This window comes from Falsiroseomonas oleicola, assembly GCF_019029495.1.
Classification (GTDB): Bacteria; Pseudomonadota; Alphaproteobacteria; order Acetobacterales; family Acetobacteraceae; genus Falsiroseomonas; species Falsiroseomonas oleicola.
The window spans coordinates 187,167-207,349 of sequence record NZ_JAERQM010000003.1 but is presented as its reverse complement, the minus strand read 5'-3'; the positions used below and the strand labels follow the sequence as shown (position 1 = coordinate 207,349).

Below are 20,183 nucleotides of genomic sequence, written 5' to 3'. Positions count from 1 at the left end.
CAGGACCGCGTTTCAGCGACCCAAAGTCTTGGATTTTTGAATCGCGGCGTTGGATCGCGCCTTGGCTGCTCCGTACTCCTTGCCCAGCACCTTGGTGATGGTGCGCTCCGAGGGCACGTGATGATGTTCGACCTTGCTGGTGATCCACTGAGCGAGAAACCGCCCTTCGGCGGCAAGCGTGTTCAGCAGTTCGCCGTCGTCGGCGCGCTTCAGCATCTTCCGCAAGATGATCGGCATCAACGAGATCTTGCCCGGGGCGATCAGCTTCGCGTCGGGCGTGTCGATGACACGCCGCGCGTGCTCCTCCAGCAGCACCAGAATGACATCGTCGGACAGCCCGGCGACCTGATCTACCGTCATCCGCTCAGGCGCGTCGCGGCTAGCCACCCTGGCTGCCCGAGACTGCGCGGGCGCCGCCAGACGTTGGGCGAAGGGGGTTTCCACGGCAGTTTGCCATGGCGACGGGCGCGTGGAGACCGTGATCGCGCCGAACCGGTCCTGACCAACCTGAACCGTGTTCCGGTCCAGGTCGAACTTCATGTCGGCGGCCCAGCTGCTGCTGATCTCCTCCGGCGTGGTTCCACGCTCCGGTGCCAGTCGCACCCCCTCCAGAAACAGTTCACCGCCCTCGACTTTGCGCCGCAGGTCGTTGAACAGCCGGTCCCAGGCGCCCCGCAGGGCCGTGTGGCTTGCATACCCGGCCATCCAACCGTCTCGATGCGGAACCGCCAGCTCCGACACATCGCACAGCAGCGGAAGGTCGAGCCCTGCTTGCTGGTGCTCGGTGAGCCGGACCTCCTCCTGTCGAACGGCAGCCACGAGATCTGGCTTGCACCAGGTAAGGATTGCCTGTCGAAGCGGCAGGTGGAGCGGGAAGTCCGGTGCAGCGTCCCGAACGTCGTTGTGTCCCGAACTGGCGTGCGCGGCAGTCGACTGCGTCTCTGGCTGAGGCTGCGGCCCTTTGGAAGCCATGCTGCTCTGGTCCTTCTTTCTGGTCGTGGCGCGTGATGCGCGCGCCCGGAACCCAGCTGCATCACCTCCCACCGCATCTCCGGGAGGTCTGCACGATCCTGGCCGTGGGATTGGTGCGCCTCCGGCAGCGTGCAGCGGAAGATCAGGCCCGTGACGCGGCGAATTCTGACGCAGCCGGAGAGAGTTCGCTACACTTCACCGCCGACCAGAGCGTGTGTGCAAACCGGACCAACCGGAGACGCGCATGACCCGCACCACCGCAATGACCAGGAAAGCCAGGGGCACCGCACAGACCACCGCGGAGGCGCATGAACAGGTCTTTCCTGCCATTCCCCCCACCGATGTCTTGGGGCGCCTGGCGGCCCTCCAGGCGGCCCCAATCGCCGCCCTGAAGCAGCAGTGGCGGGAGCTGTTCGGCAAGGAGCCTCCACCTTTCAGCCGGACCTACATCCAAAGCCGTCTTGCCTATCGCATCCAGGAGCTCGCGTATGGCGGGCTGAAGCCCGAGACCGTTGATCGGCTGGTGGCGCTCGGCGAGCAACTGGACGGCGGCAACGTCGTCCTGCGCCGCATCCGCGCCGACAGCCGGCCGATGGCCGGCACGCGCCTCATCCGGGAATGGCAGGGCGTGCAGCACGTGGTCACCGTGCGCATCAACGACTTCGAATTCGAGGGACGACCCTATCAGTCGCTGTCAGCCATCGCGCGCCACATCACCGGCACGCGCTGGAACGGCTGGACGTTCTTCGGGCTGCGCGTGCGAGGTGACGCATGACCCGCCGCGCCCGCATCGAGCCGCCCATGCCGGCCACCACGAAGAAGCTGCGCTGCGCGGTCTATACGCGCAAATCCACGGACGAGGGGCTGGAGAAGGAATTCAACACCCTCGACGCTCAGCGCGACGCCTGCGAGGCCTACATCACCAGCCAGCGCGCCGAGGGGTGGTTGCTGGTCCGCGACCGATACGACGATGGCGGCTTCTCCGGCGGCACGCTCGAGCGGCCGGCGCTGCAGCGTCTGCTGCGCGACATCCAAGCGGATCTGGTCGACGTCATCGTGGTCTACAAGATTGACCGGCTGTCCCGCTCGCTGATGGACTTCGCCAAGCTGGTGGAGGTGATGGACGCGCACGGCGTGACCTTCGTGTCCGTCACGCAGTCCTTCAACACGACGACCAGCATGGGGCGGCTGACGCTGAACATCCTGCTCAGCTTCGCGCAGTTCGAGCGGGAGGTGATCGGCGAGCGAATCCGCGACAAATTCGCCGCCTCCCGCGCCCGCGGCATGTGGATGGGGGGCAAGGTGCCGCTCGGCTACGACGTCGTCGCCAGGAAGCTGGTGGTGAATGAGGACGAAGCACCGCGCGTGCGCAGGGTCTTCGAGATCTTCGCCGAGACGGGGTCCGGCATCGAGACGGCGGCTCGCCTCCGGGCGGAAGGCGCCACCAGCAAGGCGGGCCGGCCGCTGGATAAGGGTGATGTCTACAAGCTGCTGAACAATCGGACCTATGTCGGCGAGGCCGCGCACAAGGGGCAGGTCTATCCCGGCGAGCACCAGGCGATCGTGCCGCGGGAGCTATGGGATCGGGCGCATGCCGTGCTGCAGATCAGCCCGCGGGTCCGCGCCAACCAGAACCGGGCGCAGACGCCGGCGCTGCTGAAGGGGTTGATCTTCGGGGTGGATGGGCGGGCGCTGTCGCCGACGCACGCCCGGAAGAATGGCCGGCTCTACCGCTACTATGTCGCGCAGCGGGTGCTGAAGGGCGACGCCGCTGGGGACGCCAGCATCGTGCGCCGGGTATCGGCCGCGGAGATCGAGGCGGCGGTGGTGGACCAGTTGCGGGCGCTGCTGCGGCAGCCCGAGATCGTGGTCGGCACCTGGCGGGCGGCGCGCAGGGAGGCGCCGGACCTGACCGAGGGCGAGGTCCAGGATGCGCTGCATCGGCTCGACCCGCTGTGGGAGCACCTGTTCCCGGCGGAGCAGGCGCGGATTGTCAGGTCCCTGGTGGAACGGGTGGTGGTCGGCCCGGCCGGGGCGGACATTCGGCTGCGGCTGGACGGGCTCGGTGGCCTCGTCCGCGACCTCACCGCCATCCGGCCGGATGCCCTGAGGGCGGCAGCATGACGACCGCCACCAGCATCACCGTCCGGGTACCGCTGGCGATCCGCCACAGGCCAGGACGGAAGACCGTCGTGTCGCCGATGGGGGATGGCGTGACGCCGGTCACCACGCGAGCTGACCCGGCGTTGGTGAAGGCTCTAGGGCGGGCGTTCCGGTACCAGCGGATGCTGGACGAGGGGCGCTACGCATCGATCACCGAGATGGCGACCGCCGAGAAGATTGAGCGTGGCTACCTGGGCAACCTCCTCCGCCTGACCCTCATGGCGCCGGACTTGGTTGAGCTGGTCCTGGATGGACGAGCGGCGGATCGTGTCGCGCTTCCGGCGCTGCTGGAGCCGATGCCCTTGGCATGGGCCCATCAGCGGGAACACCTCTTATCCGACGGGCCGACCCGACGCGCCGAGCCGGATGTCCGAATCGAGGCATGACGTCTAACCCTGCCGCTTTGGGATCCAGCGCTTTGCAATGCGGCAGGCAACCGTGAAGGCGGGATTGAAGACATTGCCGACATCATAGCGAACGACCTGGCCCATCAGGTGGCTGGCGGCGCGGGCGTCCAAACCGTAGTCCTCGCCGAGCCAGCGCAACATCTCGGTCGTGGCGTGCTGCAGGGCCTGGTCCAGCGGCCGGGCATTGCCGACGGTGAAGATGTCGTCGGCGGTCTCGCCGCGCGGCCAGGTGATCGTCCGCTTCAGGACGCGGAAGGTCACCTCCATCTCGAAGGATGTTTCGATGCCGGTCCCGGTGATCTCTCCGTCGCCCTGGCAGGCATGCCCGTCGCCGAGATAGAAGAGCGCGCCGGAAACCGCGACGGGAAACCAGGCCGTCGTGCCGGGTGCGAACAGGCGGTAGTCCATGTTGCCGCCGTTCTGAGCGCTGGTCGCGGTGGACAGCGCCTGCCCGCCCGCCGGCGCGACGCCGAAGCAGCCGATCATCGGCTGGAGGCGTGGTGCGAAATCCTCGAGCCCCTTCACCTCCTCCTGCAGCCGCACCGTCCCGGCCTCGCGGTCGATGCTCCAGACGGCGCGCTGCTGCGGTGGGCGATCGATGATGGCGGCCGGGTCCAGTACGGTTAGGGCGAGCGGCGAATAGGTCCAGCCGGTCGCCCGGTTCGGTGTTAACCTATCGATTCGCACGGCGAGCGTGTCCCCGGGCTCGGCGCCTTCGATGAAGAACGGACCCGTCATCGGGTTCGGCCGGCTGGCGACCGTCACCTCCCGCGCATCGAGGCCTGACGCATCAACCGTGTCCGTCACCACGGTGTCGCCATCAGCGACGCGCAGGCAGGGTTCGGCGACGCCGATCGCGTTGAAGTATCGTGTGGGATGGAAGCGGTGCGTGGCCATGGGCTCTCCGGGACATCTCGCTGGCATGGGCTGATCGGTCCGCGCCAAGGCTGCTCCAGGCAAGCTATGAACGGGGTCGCGCAGCGGTCAAGGCGCGGCGCAGGCCAGGGCTTCGGCGCCAATATCCGTATGGGAGTCGAGGGGCTGGCCGGGCGGCTACGGGATCTCGGCGCGATGGCGGCCAACGGGCGGAGGGGCGCATGAGCTCTGCCACCAGTTCCCTGTCCGGGTGCCGCTGGCAGGACAAGCCATTTCAGCGCGTGGCGAGGGCCTGGTGCGCAGGACGCTGGACATCGTCGCATCAGGCGACGGCAGGGCTTGTCGAGTTCGAGCAGAAACTTCAGGGTGGCACGCCGTAATGAACCGAAACTAGTGAGAACATGACCGCCACTGCGACCGTCATCCTCCAGGCGCAGCCGAGAGAGAAAGCCGGCGCCCGCACCAGCGCTCGGTTCGCCTTTCAGGTTCATGCGTCCATAGTGAAGCTCCTCGAGCTCCACGAGGCTGGCCATGACTACCGCCCCCTGTTCGACCACTTCGACGACCTCACCATCATGGTGGGCTCTGGCGAGCCCACCGGCGTGAGGTTCTACCAGATCAAGGGCCGGGAGCCCGGGCCGTGGAAGCCGGGGAATCTCTGCACCGTCTCGGGCGACTCGCCGCGCACCACGATTGGCAAGATGTACCACCACACCGTCGCGTTCGGCGGCCAGGTCGAGGCAGCCATCTTCCTCACTAACGCACCCTTCGAGTTCGACCTGGCCGCTGGCGGGTCGTCCACACCGGATCACATGGCAATCGCGTAGGGTCGACCAGGGCGCCGCGAATGGGCAAGAGCTTGAGGGAAGCGAGCGAGATTCGCGCTCCCAGACTCGACCGGTAGGGCGATCGGAAGCACAAACTTTGGCAGCCCCACATCGGATAATATCCAGCATTTTCAGCTAGTTAAACCTTGTTGGGAAAATCGGGCTACCCTCAACCTCTGGAGAGAATCCGCCCTTTAGAGAGAGAATTCCGCTCTCGTTCCGCTATTGAACCATCAAGGTGCACGCGGAAATCCGCAGGAAACCTGCGCCTCACGGCGTCGGTCACTCGGACAAAGAATGTTGGAGGGAGGCCGACTGGAGCGGGCGAAGGGATTCGAACCCTCGACCCCAACCTTGGCAAGGTTGTGCTCTACCCCTGAGCTACGCCCGCGCTCCGTCGGTGGTCGCTACCTACCATGCCGAGCCGAGATTGCAAGTCTCTCCCAGCCGACCCAGGGCAATCGCCTGAACGGTCCGGGGATTCCGGCGCGAACTGGAATCTGATTCTTGGGGGACCTCTATTGCGGAGGTTCCCCGATGGCCGGCGCGACGCTGCTGCATCATTTTCCAGCGCTCAACCACCCGCGGCAGCCGGGCAAGGTGCTGTAGACCTTTCCGGAGGTCATGGGGCTGATGCTATGGGGGTAGCGTCTGCGGAGGTGACGGAAAATCTGGTGTTGTCCGGGGTGTAGGGCTCCTGGAGTGACTCCAACATGTGCTTCCCGCGCTTGATGGCGGCGAGGACGCGATCCGGGTCAACTGTCCAGGCGACGGGCTCGGGATGCCTGTTGTGCTCGGCGACGTCGCGGTTGGGCGGCCTGGAGGTCGGCGAGGGAGAGAAGGCCCCACGCTTGAGCCAACGCCCCGTGAGCGCCGGAGAAGAAGCCCTCGACGGCGCGCCACGAGGCCCTGGTGGGCGTGAAGTCGTGCACATCTGGGTGCTTGTGGGCGGCGTTTTGTCGACGATGGCTTGAACCGCCCTGTCGCGCAGCAGCCCATCGACGCCCTCCTGCAACGTTGGCCTTGACCCGCTCCGCCCAGCGGCAGGCTTTGCTTCTGTCAGCTCCACGCCGGGGCGTCCTGCACCGCACCAGCCAGCTGATCGCCAGCCAATTCGGACGCACCAGACTTATACCGGCAGCCCTTCCGCGTAACCTTTCCGGGCCGCCCTCATGCGGTCGTGCCGAAAGCACGCCTGCGGCGTGACGCACAAGCGGCGGCGGCATTCGGCCGCTCAGACCGGCAAGGGACAGGCCAGCCGGTATTGCAAGGGCGGCCCGAAGCGGTCAGGCGGAAGGGCCGATGGTATATGGGTCAGGCGCGGCGCCCGGCCACCGCCCGGAACACCGCCAGCACGATCACCGCGCCCACCACGGCCCCGATGAAGCCGGCACCTTCCCCGGCCCGGTACCAGCCAATGGCCTGGCCCAGCCAGGTCGCAACCACCGCACCCAGAATGCCAAGCAGGACGGTGATGATGAAGCCACCGGGATCACGCCCGGGCATCAGGAATTTCGCCAATGCCCCGGCCAGAAAGCCGATGATGATCGTCCAGATGAAGCCCATGCCGCTCGCCTCCGCGTGATGCCCGACTAAACGCCCAAAACCCCTCGGGTTCCCTCAGCGGCGACAGACCAGGCGCGGCCTTGTTCCGCCCCCCGGCGGAATCACCAACCGCGCCTGCAGGCCCGGGGCGCAGAGCCCGGCCACCACCCGGGGCGGCAGCGCCGCCGCGCCCTGCGCCACCCGCACCCGCGTATGATAGGCCAGCCCCCGCCCCGGCTCCATGGAATGATACTGCGCCACAGCCTCCGGCCACCCGGCGGAGCGGCCGCGCAATTCACGCAGGAAGCGCACCGCATAGGCGACGTTGGTCGGCGGGTGGAAGGCGTCCTCCAGCTCGTCGAAGGCGTCCGGGTGCCAGACCAGGTTGATCTGCATGCAGCCGACATCGATCGAAAGCCGCCCGGCGGCGCGCAGCGATTCCACGCGCGCCACCGCCTCCGCCGCCGTTTCGGGGAAGATGGCCTCGCCGCCGGCATTGAGCGCAAAGGGCCAGGGGCCGCCACCACCGCCCGGACGCGGGCGGCTACTTTCGACCCGGGCGATGGCCAGCAACAGCCCGGCGGGGATGCCGCTGCGCGCCTCCGCCGCCGCGATGGCGCGGGTGCAGGCGGTCCAGGGGTCATCCTCCTGCGCCTGGGCGTAGAGGGGCCAGGCCAAAAGCAGCGCGGCGAGGATCATGGAGCGCGGCATGCGCCCCACCTGCCCGCGCCACGCCGCCAGCGTCAAGCGAAGGAGGGCAGTGCCATGGTCAAGAAAACGTCGAGCTCCGGCGGCCCGACCAGCAGCAGCAGGCCCAGCCCGACCGCGGCGGCGGAGGCGAAGACCAGCGCCACCATCCGCCGTACGCCCCGAACCGGCGCGACAAGCAGAGAGGACAGCAGCCCCGCACCCCCCGCCAGCAACAGGGAAGCCGCCGTGAACAAGGCCGTCACGCCCCGCCGCCCCGAAGCCAGGCCATGCTCAGCGCGATCCACAGCCCGGTCACCCCCTGCTTCGTCATTCGCCCAGCTCCTGTATCCGCTCCGGTGTCAGGCTAGGCTGCGTGTCGTAACCGCCGCATGGCGCAACTGTGTCGAAACCTTGCCGCGTGGGAAGCGCCCCTTGCGGTGGCGGGCGCGACGTGACCCTGCATGGCAAGGCAAGGTTGACCCGGTCACCGACCGGCCCCTAGCTTTATCCCTGAATATTCACGGTTTGGGACACATGCCCGATGGGTCCGATCACCAGGCCGCCCCGCCCCACCGGGGCGCCCGCCATGAGTCACTCCGCCACCGCCATCCCGCTGCCGCCCGGGTTGGATGAGCGCAGCGCGGCGATCTTCCGCGAACTGGTCGAAACCTATGTGGCGACCGGGGAGCCGGTGGGGTCCCGCACCCTGTCGCGCCGCCTGCCCCAGGCCCTGTCGCCCGCCACCATCCGCAATGTGATGGCGGATCTGGAGGATGCCGGGCTGCTCTTCGCCCCGCATACCTCGGCCGGCCGCCTGCCGACGGAGCGCGGCCTGCGCCTGTTCGTCGATGGCCTGCTGCAATTCGGCGCCCTGCCGGAGGAGGAGCGGGACGCGATCGCCGCCCGCTGCGCCGCCGGCGGCCGCTCGTTGCAGGAGACGTTGGGCGAGGCCAGCCAGATGCTGTCCGGCCTGGCCGGCGCCGCGGGCCTCGTGGTGGCGCCGAAGCGGGAAGCCCCGGTGCGGCATATCGAATTCGTGGCGCTCGGCACCGGCCGGGCGCTGGTGGTGCTGGTGACCGCCGATGGCCAGGTGGAGAACCGCGTCATCGAGGTGCCGCTCGGCCTGCCGCCTTCCGCCCTGCAGCAGGCCAGCAACTACCTCAATGCCCGCCTGTCCGGCCGCACGCTGGAGGAAACGCGCGGCACGGTGGCGGAGGAAATCGCCACCAACCGCACCGCGCTGGACGCCCTGACCAACCAGGTGATCGAGGCCGGTCTCGGCACCTGGGCCGGCGGCGCCGGCGGGTCCCTGATCCTGCGCGGCCAGGCCAAGCTGCTGCAGAACCTGGACCATGCGCAGCGGGTGCAGGAGATCCAGGCGCTGTTCGAGCGGCTGGAGGCGCAGGAGACCATGCTGCGCCTGCTCGACCTGGCCCAGCGCGGGGAGGGTGTGCAGATCTTCATCGGCGCCGAAAGCGGGCTGTTCGACAGCGCCGGGCTTTCGATGGTGGTTTCGCCCTTCCGGAACGGGGCGGAGCAGATCGTGGGCGCCATCGGGGTGATCGGGCCGACGCGGATCAACTATGGGCGGATCATCCCGGTGGTGGACTATACGGCAAGGGTGATCGGGCGGTTGCTCGGCTAGGCTGCACGGGCCGCCTTTCCGCGCTATATCAGCAGGAAGCAGGAGAGCGCCCGTGGTCCACATCACCTCCCCCGCCTTCAAGGCGAATGCGACCCGCGCCCTGGCCGATGCCGGGCTGCAGAAGGCGCTCGACCGCAGCAAGGGCACGTCCCACGCCAAGCGCGCCGCCGCCGTCGCCGCCTTGCCGGAGTTCGAGCGGCTGCGCGACATCGGCCGCGACATCAAGAACCACACCCTGGCCAACCTGGATTTCTACCTCGAAGCCTATGCGGCGCAGGTGGAGCGCGCCGGCGGCACCGTGCATTGGTGCTCCACGGCGGATGAAGCCCGCGCGGCCGTTCTGAAAATCTGCCGCGACAAGGGCGCGCGCACGGTCACCAAGGGCAAGTCGATGATCTCGGAGGAGCTCGGCATCAACGAGCACCTGGAAGCCCATGGCATCGAGCCGGTGGAAACCGACCTCGGCGAATATATTCTGCAGATTCGCAAGGAGCCGCCGAGCCACATCATCGGGCCGGCCTTTCATCTCAATCGCGAGGACTGGGAAAAGACTTTCCGGGAAATCCATACGGAGCTGCCGAAGGACCGCGTGTTTCACGAGCGCAGCGACATCATGGCGGAGGCGCGGACAAAACTGCGGTCGCGCTTCCTCGCCGCCGATGTCGGCATCACCGGCGCCAACTTCCTGATCGCCGAGACCGGCAGCAGCGTCATCGTCACCAATGAGGGCAATGGCGACCTGACGCAGACACTCCCAAAAACGCATATCGTGCTGGCCAGCATCGAAAAGGTCGTGCCGACGCTGGAGGATGCGACCAGCCTGCTGCGCCTGCTCGCCCGCTCCGCCACCGGCCAGGACTTTTCGGTCTATACCACCTTCTCCACCGGCATCCGGCGCGAACCCGACCTGGATGGGCCGGAGGACTATCATGTGGTGCTGATCGACAATGGCCGGTCGAACATGATCGGCACCGATTTCCAGGAAATGCTGCGCTGCATCCGCTGCGCCGCCTGCATGAACCACTGCCCGGTCTATGGCGTGACCGGCGGCCATGCCTATGGCTGGGTCTATCCCGGCCCCATGGGCTCAGTGCTGACGCCGACGCTGATCGGCATCGACAAGGCGGGCAACCTGCCCAATGCCAGCACCTTCTGCGGCAAATGCGAGAGCGTCTGCCCGGTCAAAATCCCACTCCCAAAACTGATGCGGCATTGGCGGGAACGGGAGTTCGAGCGGCATCTGTCGCCGCAATCCGTCCGCACCGGGCTCGGCATCTGGGCCTGGTTCGCCCAGCGGCCCACGGCCTATCGGATGGCGACGAAGCTCGGCATCGGCGCGCTGTCCCTGCTCGGCCGGGGCAAGGGCGCCTTCCGTTCGCTGCCGCTGGCCGGCGGCTGGACCGCCGGGCGCGACCTGCCGGTGCCGGAGCCGGGCGGCACCTTCATGGCCCGCTACAAGGCCCAGAAAAGGGCGCGCCGATGAACCAGAATGACGAAGCCGAGCGCATCCACGGCTACCGCTTCCCCGACCAGGGCACGCCCAACCGCACCGCCCCCCGCGCCACCGGGACGCTGGAGGAAATCTATGCGCGCATCGACGCCGACACCCCGGCGGCGCGGCTGAACCAGGACCTGGACCGGATCGAGGACGCCCTGGGCAAGCTGGAACAGGCGGTGCGCGACGCGATGGAGGCCGGTCAGTCATGAGCAGGGACGCGATTCTCGGCGGCATCCGCCGCGGCCTGAAGCGCGGGCCGCTGCCCGCCGACCAGCAGGCCATGCTGGCCGGCCGCATCGCGACGCATCCGCGCCACCTGATCCCGGCCCGGTCGCGCCTGCCGCGCGCCGAACAGATCGCGCTGTTCATCCGCAATGTCGAAAAGGAATTCGGCACGGTGGAGCGCGTGCCCGACCACGCCGCCATCCCCGCCGCCGTGGCGGATTACCTGGCGGCGCAGAACCTGCCGGCCCGCCTTGTGATGGCCCCGCATCCCGACCTTCTGGGCATCGACTGGTCGACCCGCCCGATGCTGGAGCGGGAGGCGCGGCGGGCGCAGGAAGGCGATGCGGTGTCACTCCAGCACGCCTGGTCCGGCGTGGCGGAGACCGGCACGCTGGTCCTGCCCTCCGACCCCACCCGCCCCACCACGCTGAACCTGCTGCCGGATACTGAGATCGCGGTGCTGCGCGCCTCCGACATCGTGGGCGCCTATGAGGAGGTGTGGGACCGGCTGCGCGCCGGGCCGGCGGATGCGCTGACCGGCGGCTTCATGCCGCGCAACATCATGTTCGTCACCGGCCCCTCCCGCTCCGCCGATATCGAGCAGACGCTGGAACTGGGCGCGCATGGCCCGCGCCGCCTGCATATCCTGCTGGTGGAGGATGAGCCGGCGCCGCGCATGGAAAGCCCCGCCGAGGCGCGTGCGGAAGCCACCACCCAGCCGGGCGCCCCCGCCGCACCGGGCGATTGATCGAGCCATGCGCGAGAAACGGCTGAACCAGGCCGACATCGCGCTGTGGCGCGCCTTCACCGCGGAGATCAAGCCGCTGTTCGGGCATCAGCGCCCGCCGGCACCCCCCGAACCCGCGCCGGCCCCCGTCGCCGCGCCGCCCGCCCAGCTCGCCATCACCCCGCCACCCAGGCCGGCACGCCCCGCCCCGCCACCCGAGATCCGGGTGGGGGAGGTGCCGGGCGGGCTCGACCGCAAGCGCTGGGCGGCGCTGCGGCGCGGCGACATGCGGGCGGAGCGGACGCTTGACCTGCATGGCCGGCGGGTGGCGGAGGCGCATCTGGTGTTCCGGGCCTTCCTGCACCGCGCGGCGGCGGAGGGCATCCGCAGCGTCACCGTGGTGACCGGCAAGGGGCCGCAGCCGGAAGGCGGCATCCTGCAGCGCGAATTGCCGCATTGGCTGAACGCGCCGGATATGCGGCCGCTGGTGCTCGGCGCCGCGCATCCGCATCCGACCAATTCGGGCGCGGTGAACCTGCTGCTGCGCCGCCGCCGCACCAATGGAACCCCCATCCGGTGACGCCCTTCGGCGCCCGGCTGCGCATGCTGCGGCGGCAGCGGCGGGTGACGCTGAAGGACCTGGCGACCCATCTCCAGGTCTCCTCCGCCTATCTCTCCGCCCTGGAGCACGGTCATCGCGGGCGGCCCTCCGCCGGACTGGTGCACCAGGTGAACGAGTTCTTCGGCCTGATCTGGGACGAGGCGGAGGCGCTGTCCGAACTGGCGAAACTCTCCCAGCCCAAGGTCACGCTGGACACGGGGGGCCTGACGCCGGAGGCAACGGCGCTGGCCAACCGGCTGGCGGAATCCATCCACCGCCTGACGCCCCAGACCGTGGCGGCGATGCACGGCCTCTTGGACCGGGAGATGCCGGCGGGGGAGAAGCCAAGGCTGCGAAGGGCGGCGGGAAGGTAGCGCATGTCAGCTTGGGCCTCGCTCCCTGATCAGGCGCTGGGCCGCGAGAGCTGATACCATTCCGCCAACTGTCACGGTGATCGCCACGACAGGCCGCTCAGCCAAAGCCAGAAGATTGGTCATTCCGGCCAAGCCGATGAGGAGACCCCAGGGATACCGCATCGATACACCGCCACCGAAACGCGCCACGATCAGGGCGATGGGCACAGCAAGCGCTGGAACCAGCACGCTGGAGGCCATGGCGGGGATACCGGCGATCTCAAACCAACCGCGCAGGGCCAAGCATAGAGCAATAATGAGCAGGACGTAGCCAAGACTTCGGCGCAATGGTGTCCATCCCATAGCGAAATCGAGCCTCAATCCTGCTCCATCTCCAGCAAATAGACCGCAACACCCTTCACATGTCCATCCAGCCCGCTTGCTGTGAAGGAAAGCCCGGCCGCCACCGCATCCTTCAACTGCGTTACCGCAGCTGAAGATATCTCGGTGTTCGTCAGCCGTTTTGGAAGTTGGCCGCTCGCCTGCAAGGCCTTGATACTGCCATTCGAAATATTGGCCTGCGCGCCCCGTGCGGCCTCCCGCACCATGCGTGCGCGAGCTTGCCGTTCGACACTGCCGGCCAGCGCAGGCCCCAACTTCACACCTGACCGGGAGAGTGTGCCGAGCAGCCGCGAAGCTGTTGCGACGGAGGCGCCGACGCCCAGTAATGTTACGCCGTCCACCACCGCCATGGATCGCGCGTACCAAGCTTGCTCATCCAAGCGAACATTGGCCTGAGGATCCATGACCTCGTTGTAGGTTCGCATCGCAGCGACCCCACAACTCAATCCTGCAGCTGTTGTCGCGGCGTAGCTGACGGTGGTGATAACCAGACTGCTACCGCCCGTCACCGGTGCCGCGGTGGCGGAACCGAAAGTGAGCAGACTCGCGAAGACAGCCGCCGTACAGTTCAGTGCTGCCAGCCCACCCTCCACGAATATGCCGCGACCCCCGGCCTGTGGCACGCTGGATGGGCGAGACTGTAACTCGATCAGGATGTAGTCGGCCCCGACACTGCACATAGTCGGTTTTCGCAACATTCGTGCCTTATCATCTTGTACAAGAATAACGCCAAGGCCACGGAAGTTGGGGATTCGGTCGATATCTGCGAGCAGGCTGCGAATCCCAGCATCTGTCATTTTCAAACTCCTGGGTTCGTTGGCGGCTGACGGCCACACCAGGACAGCATATTCGTCTTTTTGGTCTAGCAACAACCATGCTGCACGCAGGCGCCAGACAGTAGCGCCTACCGCGCGTGCCCATCCCGCAGCAGCTTCGGCAATTGCGAAAAATCCAACCCTTCCAGCAGGTCATCCGCCGACAGCCCGGTGCCCCACATCGCCTCCAGCACCGCCACCGCGGCGCCGGTCAGCGGCATCGGCACGCCGCGTGCCGCCGCCAGCCGCAGCCAGAGCGCCAGACCGTAGGTCACGCTGCGCGCCAGATGCGCCGCATCCAGCCCGCGCAGGCCGGGCGTGTGGCGCGCCTCGGCCAGGGCACGCGCCATCATGGGCAGGGGTGCCTCCGCCACGCCGGACTGGCGGTGCAGCGCGGCGGTCAGGCTCGGCACGGCATGGCCATGGGCGCGGGCGAGGTCCAGCCGCTCCGCATCCAACCGCTCCGCCAGCCGGCACAGCGCGGGGGTCAGGCGGGCGTGTTCGTCCCAATCCTCACCGGCCTCGATCCGGGTGACATTGCCGAGCACCAGGGCCGCCTGAAGCACCGGCTCATGCGCCGCCAGCGCCGCGCCCAGCGCATCGGACAGCGGCAGGAACGCCATGCCGAACAGGGACTGGCACAGCGCCGCCAGCTCGGGCGCCGCGCCGGCCGGCACGGCGGCGATCTCCACGCGTTCCGGCAAGGCCAGGATGCGCAATTCATCCCCCGCCAGACGCTCCGCCACCACCGGCGGCGCGGCCAGGGCGCCGATCGGCACATGGCGGCCCTGCCGGGCCAGCAGCCGGTCGAGCAGCAGGGGGGCGAGGGACTGGCTCGGCGCCAGCAGCACCGGCACGCCTTCCGCCAGCATCGGCGTGATGCGCCGCAGCACCGGCCCCAGCGCATGCGGCGGCACGCAGACCAGCACCGCATCGGCGCCGGCGATGGCGCGCGCCACATCCACCGCCACATCCACCCGTGCGGTGCCGGAAAGCGCGCCCTGCACCGTCAGGCTGCTGCCGATGCCATGGGTGCCGCCGCCGCGTGGCGACCACAGCGCCGCCTCATGCCCCCGGCTGACGGCCAGCGCCGCCGCCCCCGGCCCCACCGCACCGGCTCCGAGCACTGCCAGACGCATGCGGTTCAGGCCCTGGGGCGCGGCGCGCGCGGGCGCCGCCGAAGGGGAGGGAAAAGGGTCATCGCCGCAACCTTACAGCCCCTCGCCGGGTTCCGCACCCCGCCGCGACGCGCCGGCACCCCCCCAGTTCGCCACATCCCCAACAAAAAGCGCGGCGCTGGCGCGGAGTTCACGGGACCGTCGCCAGGGATTCATTGCCCTGACTTCATTCTCCGTCTTAATGCTTGGCTATGCAGGCAACCGCCCGTCTCACCGCCCCCGATGCCCTGCGCCCGCGCAAGCGGCGCAAGGCCATCCACTTCTCCTCCTCCGACCCGGAAGGGCTCTGGGGGGATGTGCTGGGGCTGCGCCCGCTGGGCGGCCGCTTCCGCGCCGTGCGGCGACTGGTCTGTCTGGTGCTCTGGACCCTGGTCGCCATCCCCATCCAGGCCCTGCTGCTGATCCTGCCGGGCCGGCTGCACCTGCGCTTCGCACGCTTCTACCACAGCACCCTCTGCGCCCTGATGGGCCTGCGCATCCAGGTGGTGGGGGAGGCGTCGCGCGACGCGCCGGTGCTGTTCGTCTCCAACCATTCCTCCTGGCTCGACGTGCTGGTTCTTGGCGCGACGCTGGAAGCGAGCTTCGTCGGCAAGTCGGATATCGAGGGCTGGCCGCTGATCCGCACCGTGGCGAAGCTCGGCCGCACCGTCTTCGTCAGCCGCAAGCGCACGGGAACGAAAGGGGAGGCCGATGCGATCCGCGCCCGCCTCTCGGACGGCGACAGCCTGATCCTGTTCCCCGAGGGCACGACCAGCGATGGTGGCCGGGTGCTGCCCTTCCGCAGCGCCTTCCTCTCCGTGGCGGACACCGCCCGGCAGGTGCAGCCGGTTTCCGTGGTCTTCGATCGGCTGGGCGGGCTGCCGGCCTGCCGTCGCGACCGGCCGCTGTTTGCTTGGTACGGCGACACCGACATCTTCACCCATTTCTGGCGCCTGGCGCGGCGCCCCGGCGGGCGGGCCACCATCATCCTGCATGCGCCGGTCGACCCCGCCAGCTTCCCGGACCGCAAGTCCCTGACCCTGGCCTGCGCCGACGTCATCGCCGATGCCTGCTCCACCCTCCGGCAGAACCGTCAGGCCGCGCCGCTGCGGGTTGTCCCGCCGCGCCCCGCCGCCCTGCCGGCCGAGACGCTTCCCGCTTGACCCGGCGCGGCCGCATCACGCAGCCTGCGGCCATGGTGAGATATTCCCCGCCACTCTGGCCGCAGCGCCTCGCTTGACCCGGGCGCGCGGCCTGCGCAAATCCCCCGTTTCCCCCCGCGGCCTTCCAGGCGGGGCGACGGAGCTTGGCCCGGAATGACCATTTCCCCCGCACCTCCCCGCAAGCGGCTGTTCATCCGCTCCTGGGGTTGCCAGATGAATGTCTATGACAGCGGCCGCATGGCCGATGTGCTGGCGCCGCTCGGCTATGCACCAGCCGACACGGCCGAAGACGCCGACATGGTGGTGCTGAACACCTGCCATATCCGGGAGAAGGCCAGCGAGAAGCTGTTTTCGGAGCTCGGCCGGCTGCGGGTGCTGAAACAGGCGAAGGAACAGGGCGGGGAGCGCATGATCCTGGCCGTCGCCGGCTGCGTCGCCCAGGCCGAGGGCGCGGAGATCACCGCCCGCGCCCCCTATGTCGACCTCGTGCTCGGCCCGCAGAGCTATCATCGGCTGCCGGAAATGGTCGCCCGGATCAGCCGCGCGACCGGCTCGGTGATCGAGACGGATTTCCCCACCGAACAAAAATTCGACTTCCTGCCGGATTCCACCACGCCCCAGGGCGTCACCGCCTTCCTGACCATCCAGGAAGGCTGCGACAAATTCTGTTCCTTCTGCGTCGTCCCCTACACCCGCGGTTCCGAATATTCGCGAGCTGCCACCGCGGTGATCGCGGAAGCGAAGCGGCTGGTCGCCCAGGGCGCGCGCGAAATCGCGCTGCTCGGGCAGAACGTGAATGCCTGGCATGGGGAGGGGCCCTCGGGCGGCACCTGGACGCTGTCGCGCCTGCTGCTGGAGCTGGCCGAGATCCCGGACCTCGCCCGGCTGCGCTACACCACCAGCCATCCGCGGGACATGGACGACGCGCTGATCGCGGCCCATGGCCAGATCCCGCAGCTGATGCCCTTCCTGCACCTGCCGGTGCAGTCGGGGTCGGACCGCATGCTCCAGGCGATGAACCGGGGCCACAAGGCCGATGCCTATCGCCACATCGCGGAGAAGCTGCGCGCGGTGCGGCCGGATATCGCCCTGTCGTCGGACTTCATCGCCGGCCATCCGGGGGAGACGGAGGCCGACCATCAGGCGACACTGAAGCTGATCGAGGATGTCGGCTTCGCCCTGGCCTATTCCTTCAAATATTCCTCCCGCCCCGGTACCCCGGCCGCCACCGCCCAGATGCAGGTGGCGGAAGCCGAGAAGGACCGGCGGCTGCAGGAAATCCAGGCCCTGCTGCGCGAACAGCAGGACGCCTTCAACAGCGCCTGTGTCGGCCGGAGCTGCGAAGTGCTCGTGACCGGCGCCGGGCGGGATGAAGGCCAGTTCGCCGGCCGCTCGCCCTGGCTTCAGCCGGTGCATGGCCTTGGTTCCGCGGGCATGGCGGGCCAGATGGTGCAGGCCACCATCACCGCCGCCCTGCGCAATTCGCTCACTGTCCGCCTCGAGGGGAATGAGGCGCTCGGTCCGCCCCCACAAACGCCCCGTCAGGAGAAGGCCGCCGCTTGAACACAACCCCCGCCGCGCTCAACCTCCGCCCCCCGCCGCGTCCCGCTTTGCGGGACCAGAACACGCAGCGTGTTGTCACCATGCAGTTCGATGACAATGCGCTGGTGCCGCTGCTCTACGGCGAACACGACCGCAACCTGGCCCGGATGGAGATGCGCCTCGGCATCCGCCTCGGCAGCCGGGGCAACCGCCTGACCATCACCGGCACGCCGGAACGGGCGGATGTGGCAGAGGCAGCGCTGATGGCGCTGTGGCGACGATTGCAGAAGGGTGAGCCGGTGGGCGGGGCAGAGGTGGAAGCGGCGATGCGGATGGCCGAGGGGGTGCAGGAGGCGGACCCCCGCCTGCCCCTGCAGGACCTGCCGGCCATCCGCACCCGCAAGGGCGCCATCGCGCCCCGCACCCCGGCCCAGGCCGCCTATATCGACGCGCTGGCGCGGAACGACATGGTCTTCGGCGTCGGCCCGGCCGGCACCGGCAAGACCTACCTCGCCGTCGCGCAGGGCGTGGCGCTGCTCCAGGCCGGGCGCGTCGACCGCATCGTGCTGTCCCGCCCGGCGGTGGAGGCCGGCGAGAAGCTCGGCTACCTGCCGGGCGACCTGAAGGAGAAGGTCGATCCCTATCTCCGCCCGCTCTATGACGCGCTGCACGACATGATGCCGGCCGACCAGCTCACCCGCCGCATGGCGGCCGGGGAGATCGAGGTGGCGCCGCTGGCCTTCATGCGCGGCCGCACGCTGGCGCATTGCTACGCCATCCTGGACGAGGCCCAGAACACCACCGCCGCCCAGATGAAGATGTTCCTGACCCGGATGGGTGAGGGCAGCCGCATGGTCATCACCGGCGACCCGACCCAGGTGGACCTGCCGCCCGGGCAGAAATCCGGGCTTGTGGAGGCGCTCTCGATTCTGGAAGGTGTCGAGGGTATCACGGTGGCGCGATTTGCGGAAACGGATGTGGTAAGGCATCCCTTGGTGGCGCGCATCGTGGCGGCCTATGGTCGCATGGATCAGGCCCGTATGCGTGTGGAGCGGCCGGCGCCGCGGTCCTGAACGGGCCGCGCAAGGGTCGAAGGCAGTTGGAGAGCGATGGAACCGTTAAGTAGTCGTCCCGACCCGGGCAGGAATGCCGGGGCCGGGATGCAGGGTGGGGCGGCGGACATCACCGTCGTCCTCGCCACCCAGGGCTGGCGCGCCACGGTGCGACAGCCCGAGAAGCTCGCGCGCCGCGCCGTGGCGGCCGCGTTGCAGGAATCCGGTGCCGAAGGCGCCGTGACCGTGCTGCTCACCGACGATCATGCGGTGAAGCGGCTGAACCACGCGCATCGCGACAAGGCGAAGCCGACCAACGTGCTGTCCTTCCCGGGCGGCATGCCGGGGCATCTCGGCGATATCGCGCTCGCACTCGGCGTGGTGCGCCGCGAGGCGCGGGAGGCAGGACGGCGGCCGGAGGATCACCTGGCGCATCTGCTGGCGCATGGCGCCCTGCACCTGGCCGGCCACGACCATCTGCTGGCCGGCGAGGCCCGGCGCATGGAACAGGCGGAGGCGCGCATCATGCGCCGCCTCGGCCGCCCCAACCCCTGGAAGGAGGGCCGGGGACGGCCATCGACATGAGCGGCAACGAAGATCAAGCCAGCCAGCCCAGCCCGATCGAGCGGCGCAACAGCCTGCTCTGGCGGATCCAGGGCCTGCTGCGCCGCCGCACAGCCGACACCGTGCGCGACCAGGTGGAGGAGTTGCTGGAGGGCCGGCAGGAGGAAGGCGCGCCCCGAACGCCGGACGGCTTCGGCGGTGGGCTCGACCTGAATGAACGCGCCTTGCTCGGCAATGTGCTGCGGCTGCGCGACAAGGCCGCCTATGACGTCATGGTGCCCCGCGCCGACATCCTGGCGATGCCGCAGGATCTGACCCTGGACCAGGCCATCCGCCTGATCCAGCGGGAGGGTCACAGCCGCTTCCCGGTCTATCGGGAGAATCTCGATGACATCGTCGGCATGGTCCATATCAAGGATGTCTTCGCCTCGGTCGGACGGGACGCCGAGAGCTTCTCGCTGAAGGCCATCCTGCGCCGGCCGCTCTTCGTGGTGCCGACCGTGCCGGTGCTGGACCTGCTGCTGCAGATGCGCGCCGCCCGCATCCATATGGCGCTGGTGGTGGACGAATATGGCGGCATCGACGGGCTGGTGACCATCGAGGATCTGGTGGAGACCATCGTCGGCGACATCTCCGACGAGCATGACGAGGTCGCCCCCGCCACCATCCAGGACCGCCCGGATGGCACGGTGGAGCTGGATGCCCGCACCACGGTCGAGGCTTTCGAGCAGAAGTTCGGCGCGGTGCTGACCGATGAGGAGCGCAGCGCGGATATCGACACGGTCGGCGGGCTGATCTTCACCCTGGCCGGGCGCGTGCCGGCGCGGGGGGAGCTGATCTCGCACCCCTCCGGCCTGGAATTCCGGGTGCTGGACGCCGATCCGCGGCGCATCCGCCGGCTGCGCGTGCGCCGGCCCGGCGCGGCCGGGGAGGCGACGCGGCAGGCGGCCGAATAGCTC

Annotated in this window: 23 protein-coding genes and 1 tRNA gene; 15 read left to right on the top strand and 9 right to left on the bottom strand. The window is 68.8% G+C overall.

Translation table 11 applies throughout. The features are described 5' to 3' along the window. Nucleotides 1-12: 12 nt before the first annotated feature. Entirely contained in the window at nt 13-972 is a 960-nt protein-coding gene (locus JJQ90_RS11855; protein ID WP_216875657.1) for a hypothetical protein, read from the bottom strand. A 244-nt stretch (nt 973-1,216) separates the two neighbouring features. Between JJQ90_RS11855 and JJQ90_RS11850 the strand changes: the two genes are divergently transcribed. The 3 genes from JJQ90_RS11850 to JJQ90_RS11840 are packed head-to-tail and all read left to right on the top strand — an operon-like array spanning nt 1,217 to nt 3,521. Further along, nucleotides 1,217-1,747 carry a DUF2924 domain-containing protein gene (locus JJQ90_RS11850; protein WP_457851885.1) on the top strand — a complete coding sequence of 177 codons (531 nt, stop codon included), beginning with the start codon at nt 1,217-1,219 and terminating at the stop codon, nt 1,745-1,747. After that, nucleotides 1,744-3,096, top strand: coding sequence for a recombinase family protein (locus JJQ90_RS11845; protein ID WP_216875656.1), 1,353 nt, complete (start codon nt 1,744-1,746; stop codon nt 3,094-3,096). Before JJQ90_RS11850 ends, JJQ90_RS11845 begins: the two co-directional genes overlap by 4 nt. Further along, entirely contained in the window at nt 3,093-3,521 is a 429-nt protein-coding gene (locus JJQ90_RS11840) for a hypothetical protein (RefSeq protein ID WP_216875654.1), read from the top strand. Before JJQ90_RS11845 ends, JJQ90_RS11840 begins: the two co-directional genes overlap by 4 nt. 3 nt (nt 3,522-3,524) lie before the next feature. Here the strand turns inward: JJQ90_RS11840 and JJQ90_RS11835 are convergent, their stop codons facing one another. Then, nucleotides 3,525-4,439, bottom strand: coding sequence for an acetamidase/formamidase family protein (locus JJQ90_RS11835; protein WP_216875652.1), 915 nt, complete (start codon nt 4,437-4,439; stop codon nt 3,525-3,527). A 380-nt stretch (nt 4,440-4,819) separates the two neighbouring features. Between JJQ90_RS11835 and JJQ90_RS11830 the strand changes: the two genes are divergently transcribed. Further along, a complete protein-coding gene (locus JJQ90_RS11830; protein WP_216875650.1) occupies nt 4,820-5,245 on the top strand; it encodes a dsDNA nuclease domain-containing protein in 426 nt (141 codons plus the stop codon). Nucleotides 5,246-5,561: 316 nt separating this feature from the next. On the opposite strand, the gene JJQ90_RS11825 is transcribed toward JJQ90_RS11830, so the two are convergent. From JJQ90_RS11825 to JJQ90_RS11810, 4 genes are all read right to left on the bottom strand, one after another. Then, a tRNA-Gly gene (locus tag JJQ90_RS11825) sits at nt 5,562-5,636 on the bottom strand. Between the two features lie 923 nt (nt 5,637-6,559). Beyond that, nucleotides 6,560-6,811 (bottom strand): GlsB/YeaQ/YmgE family stress response membrane protein, encoded by a 252-nt coding sequence (locus tag JJQ90_RS11820; protein WP_216875648.1) that lies wholly within the window; start codon nt 6,809-6,811, stop codon nt 6,560-6,562. A 54-nt stretch (nt 6,812-6,865) separates the two neighbouring features. Then, nucleotides 6,866-7,501: a lysozyme family protein gene (locus tag JJQ90_RS11815; RefSeq protein ID WP_216875646.1), complete on the bottom strand. Its 636-nt coding sequence runs from the start codon at nt 7,499-7,501 to the stop codon at nt 6,866-6,868. Between the two features lie 32 nt (nt 7,502-7,533). Beyond that, nucleotides 7,534-7,743 carry a hypothetical protein gene (locus tag JJQ90_RS11810; protein WP_216875644.1) on the bottom strand — a complete coding sequence of 70 codons (210 nt, stop codon included), beginning with the start codon at nt 7,741-7,743 and terminating at the stop codon, nt 7,534-7,536. 323 nt (nt 7,744-8,066) lie between these two features. Between JJQ90_RS11810 and hrcA the strand changes: the two genes are divergently transcribed. The 6 genes from hrcA to JJQ90_RS11780 are packed head-to-tail and all read left to right on the top strand — an operon-like array spanning nt 8,067 to nt 12,550. Beyond that, nucleotides 8,067-9,125 (top strand): heat-inducible transcriptional repressor HrcA, encoded by a 1,059-nt coding sequence (gene hrcA, locus JJQ90_RS11805; protein WP_216875641.1) that lies wholly within the window; start codon nt 8,067-8,069, stop codon nt 9,123-9,125. 52 nt (nt 9,126-9,177) lie between these two features. Beyond that, nucleotides 9,178-10,608, top strand: coding sequence for a LutB/LldF family L-lactate oxidation iron-sulfur protein (locus JJQ90_RS11800; RefSeq protein WP_216875639.1), 1,431 nt, complete (start codon nt 9,178-9,180; stop codon nt 10,606-10,608). Continuing rightward, nucleotides 10,605-10,832: a hypothetical protein gene (locus tag JJQ90_RS11795; RefSeq protein ID WP_216875637.1), complete on the top strand. Its 228-nt coding sequence runs from the start codon at nt 10,605-10,607 to the stop codon at nt 10,830-10,832. Before JJQ90_RS11800 ends, JJQ90_RS11795 begins: the two co-directional genes overlap by 4 nt. Then, nucleotides 10,829-11,596, top strand: coding sequence for a LutC/YkgG family protein (locus tag JJQ90_RS11790; protein WP_216875635.1), 768 nt, complete (start codon nt 10,829-10,831; stop codon nt 11,594-11,596). The genes JJQ90_RS11795 and JJQ90_RS11790 overlap by 4 nt, the downstream gene beginning before the upstream one ends. A 7-nt stretch (nt 11,597-11,603) precedes the next feature. Further along, nucleotides 11,604-12,155: a Smr/MutS family protein gene (locus JJQ90_RS27295; protein ID WP_268958630.1), complete on the top strand. Its 552-nt coding sequence runs from the start codon at nt 11,604-11,606 to the stop codon at nt 12,153-12,155. Beyond that, the gene (locus JJQ90_RS11780; RefSeq protein WP_216875631.1) at nt 12,152-12,550 is read left to right on the top strand and encodes a helix-turn-helix domain-containing protein; all 399 of its coding nucleotides are present in this window, start codon (nt 12,152-12,154) and stop codon (nt 12,548-12,550) included. Before JJQ90_RS27295 ends, JJQ90_RS11780 begins: the two co-directional genes overlap by 4 nt. Before the next feature lie 6 nt (nt 12,551-12,556). Here JJQ90_RS11780 and JJQ90_RS11775 read toward each other — a convergent pair whose 3' ends face one another. From JJQ90_RS11775 to JJQ90_RS11765, 3 genes are all read right to left on the bottom strand, one after another. Next, nucleotides 12,557-12,910 carry a hypothetical protein gene (locus JJQ90_RS11775; protein ID WP_216875629.1) on the bottom strand — a complete coding sequence of 118 codons (354 nt, stop codon included), beginning with the start codon at nt 12,908-12,910 and terminating at the stop codon, nt 12,557-12,559. After that, nucleotides 12,907-13,728, bottom strand: coding sequence for a hypothetical protein (locus JJQ90_RS11770; RefSeq protein WP_216875627.1), 822 nt, complete (start codon nt 13,726-13,728; stop codon nt 12,907-12,909). Before JJQ90_RS11770 ends, JJQ90_RS11775 begins: the two co-directional genes overlap by 4 nt. A gap of 107 nt (nt 13,729-13,835) precedes the next feature. Next, on the bottom strand, nt 13,836-14,885 hold the full coding sequence (locus JJQ90_RS11765) for an NAD/NADP octopine/nopaline dehydrogenase family protein (RefSeq protein WP_216875625.1): 1,050 nt from the start codon (nt 14,883-14,885) through the stop codon (nt 13,836-13,838). 230 nt (nt 14,886-15,115) lie between these two features. On the opposite strand from JJQ90_RS11765, the gene JJQ90_RS11760 reads away from it, so the two are divergent. The 5 genes from JJQ90_RS11760 to JJQ90_RS11740 all read left to right on the top strand — a co-directional run bounded on the left by JJQ90_RS11760 (nt 15,116) and on the right by JJQ90_RS11740 (nt 20,180). Continuing rightward, entirely contained in the window at nt 15,116-16,066 is a 951-nt protein-coding gene (locus tag JJQ90_RS11760; RefSeq protein WP_216875623.1) for a lysophospholipid acyltransferase family protein, read from the top strand. Between the two features lie 153 nt (nt 16,067-16,219). Beyond that, on the top strand, nt 16,220-17,629 hold the full coding sequence (gene miaB / locus JJQ90_RS11755; protein WP_216875621.1) for a tRNA (N6-isopentenyl adenosine(37)-C2)-methylthiotransferase MiaB: 1,410 nt from the start codon (nt 16,220-16,222) through the stop codon (nt 17,627-17,629). Nucleotides 17,630-17,709: 80 nt separating this feature from the next. Further along, entirely contained in the window at nt 17,710-18,681 is a 972-nt protein-coding gene (locus tag JJQ90_RS11750; RefSeq protein ID WP_216876287.1) for a PhoH family protein, read from the top strand. Nucleotides 18,682-18,768: 87 nt separating this feature from the next. Continuing rightward, nucleotides 18,769-19,245 carry an rRNA maturation RNase YbeY gene (gene ybeY / locus JJQ90_RS11745; protein WP_230410595.1) on the top strand — a complete coding sequence of 159 codons (477 nt, stop codon included), beginning with the start codon at nt 18,769-18,771 and terminating at the stop codon, nt 19,243-19,245. Next, a complete protein-coding gene (locus tag JJQ90_RS11740) occupies nt 19,242-20,180 on the top strand; it encodes a hemolysin family protein (RefSeq protein WP_216875617.1) in 939 nt (312 codons plus the stop codon). The genes ybeY and JJQ90_RS11740 overlap by 4 nt, the downstream gene beginning before the upstream one ends. The last annotated feature ends 3 nt before the right edge of the window (nt 20,181-20,183 follow it).

Bases quoted from the DNA above. Each gene is read 5' to 3' on its own strand.
- hrcA (WP_216875641.1), top strand. From the start codon at position 8,067: ATGAGTCACTCCGCCACCGCCATCCCGCTGCCGCCCGGGTTGGATGAG.
- JJQ90_RS11790 (WP_216875635.1), top strand. From the start codon at position 10,829: ATGAGCAGGGACGCGATTCTCGGCGGCATCCGCCGCGGCCTGAAGCGC.
- JJQ90_RS11770 (WP_216875627.1), bottom strand. From the start codon at position 13,728: ATGACAGATGCTGGGATTCGCAGCCTGCTCGCAGATATCGACCGAATC.
- JJQ90_RS11840 (WP_216875654.1), top strand. From the start codon at position 3,093: ATGACGACCGCCACCAGCATCACCGTCCGGGTACCGCTGGCGATCCGC.
- ybeY (WP_230410595.1), top strand. From the start codon at position 18,769: ATGCAGGGTGGGGCGGCGGACATCACCGTCGTCCTCGCCACCCAGGGC.
- miaB (WP_216875621.1), top strand. From the start codon at position 16,220: ATGACCATTTCCCCCGCACCTCCCCGCAAGCGGCTGTTCATCCGCTCC.
- JJQ90_RS11815 (WP_216875646.1), bottom strand. From the start codon at position 7,501: ATGCCGCGCTCCATGATCCTCGCCGCGCTGCTTTTGGCCTGGCCCCTC.
- JJQ90_RS11835 (WP_216875652.1), bottom strand. From the start codon at position 4,439: ATGGCCACGCACCGCTTCCATCCCACACGATACTTCAACGCGATCGGC.
- JJQ90_RS11795 (WP_216875637.1), top strand. From the start codon at position 10,605: ATGAACCAGAATGACGAAGCCGAGCGCATCCACGGCTACCGCTTCCCC.
- JJQ90_RS11765 (WP_216875625.1), bottom strand. From the start codon at position 14,885: ATGCGTCTGGCAGTGCTCGGAGCCGGTGCGGTGGGGCCGGGGGCGGCG.
- JJQ90_RS11740 (WP_216875617.1), top strand. From the start codon at position 19,242: ATGAGCGGCAACGAAGATCAAGCCAGCCAGCCCAGCCCGATCGAGCGG.
- JJQ90_RS11820 (WP_216875648.1), bottom strand. From the start codon at position 6,811: ATGGGCTTCATCTGGACGATCATCATCGGCTTTCTGGCCGGGGCATTG.
- JJQ90_RS11855 (WP_216875657.1), bottom strand. From the start codon at position 972: ATGGCTTCCAAAGGGCCGCAGCCTCAGCCAGAGACGCAGTCGACTGCC.
- JJQ90_RS27295 (WP_268958630.1), top strand. From the start codon at position 11,604: ATGCGCGAGAAACGGCTGAACCAGGCCGACATCGCGCTGTGGCGCGCC.
- JJQ90_RS11830 (WP_216875650.1), top strand. From the start codon at position 4,820: ATGACCGCCACTGCGACCGTCATCCTCCAGGCGCAGCCGAGAGAGAAA.
- JJQ90_RS11845 (WP_216875656.1), top strand. From the start codon at position 1,744: ATGACCCGCCGCGCCCGCATCGAGCCGCCCATGCCGGCCACCACGAAG.
- JJQ90_RS11750 (WP_216876287.1), top strand. From the start codon at position 17,710: ATGCAGTTCGATGACAATGCGCTGGTGCCGCTGCTCTACGGCGAACAC.
- JJQ90_RS11760 (WP_216875623.1), top strand. From the start codon at position 15,116: ATGCAGGCAACCGCCCGTCTCACCGCCCCCGATGCCCTGCGCCCGCGC.
- JJQ90_RS11850 (WP_457851885.1), top strand. From the start codon at position 1,217: ATGACCCGCACCACCGCAATGACCAGGAAAGCCAGGGGCACCGCACAG.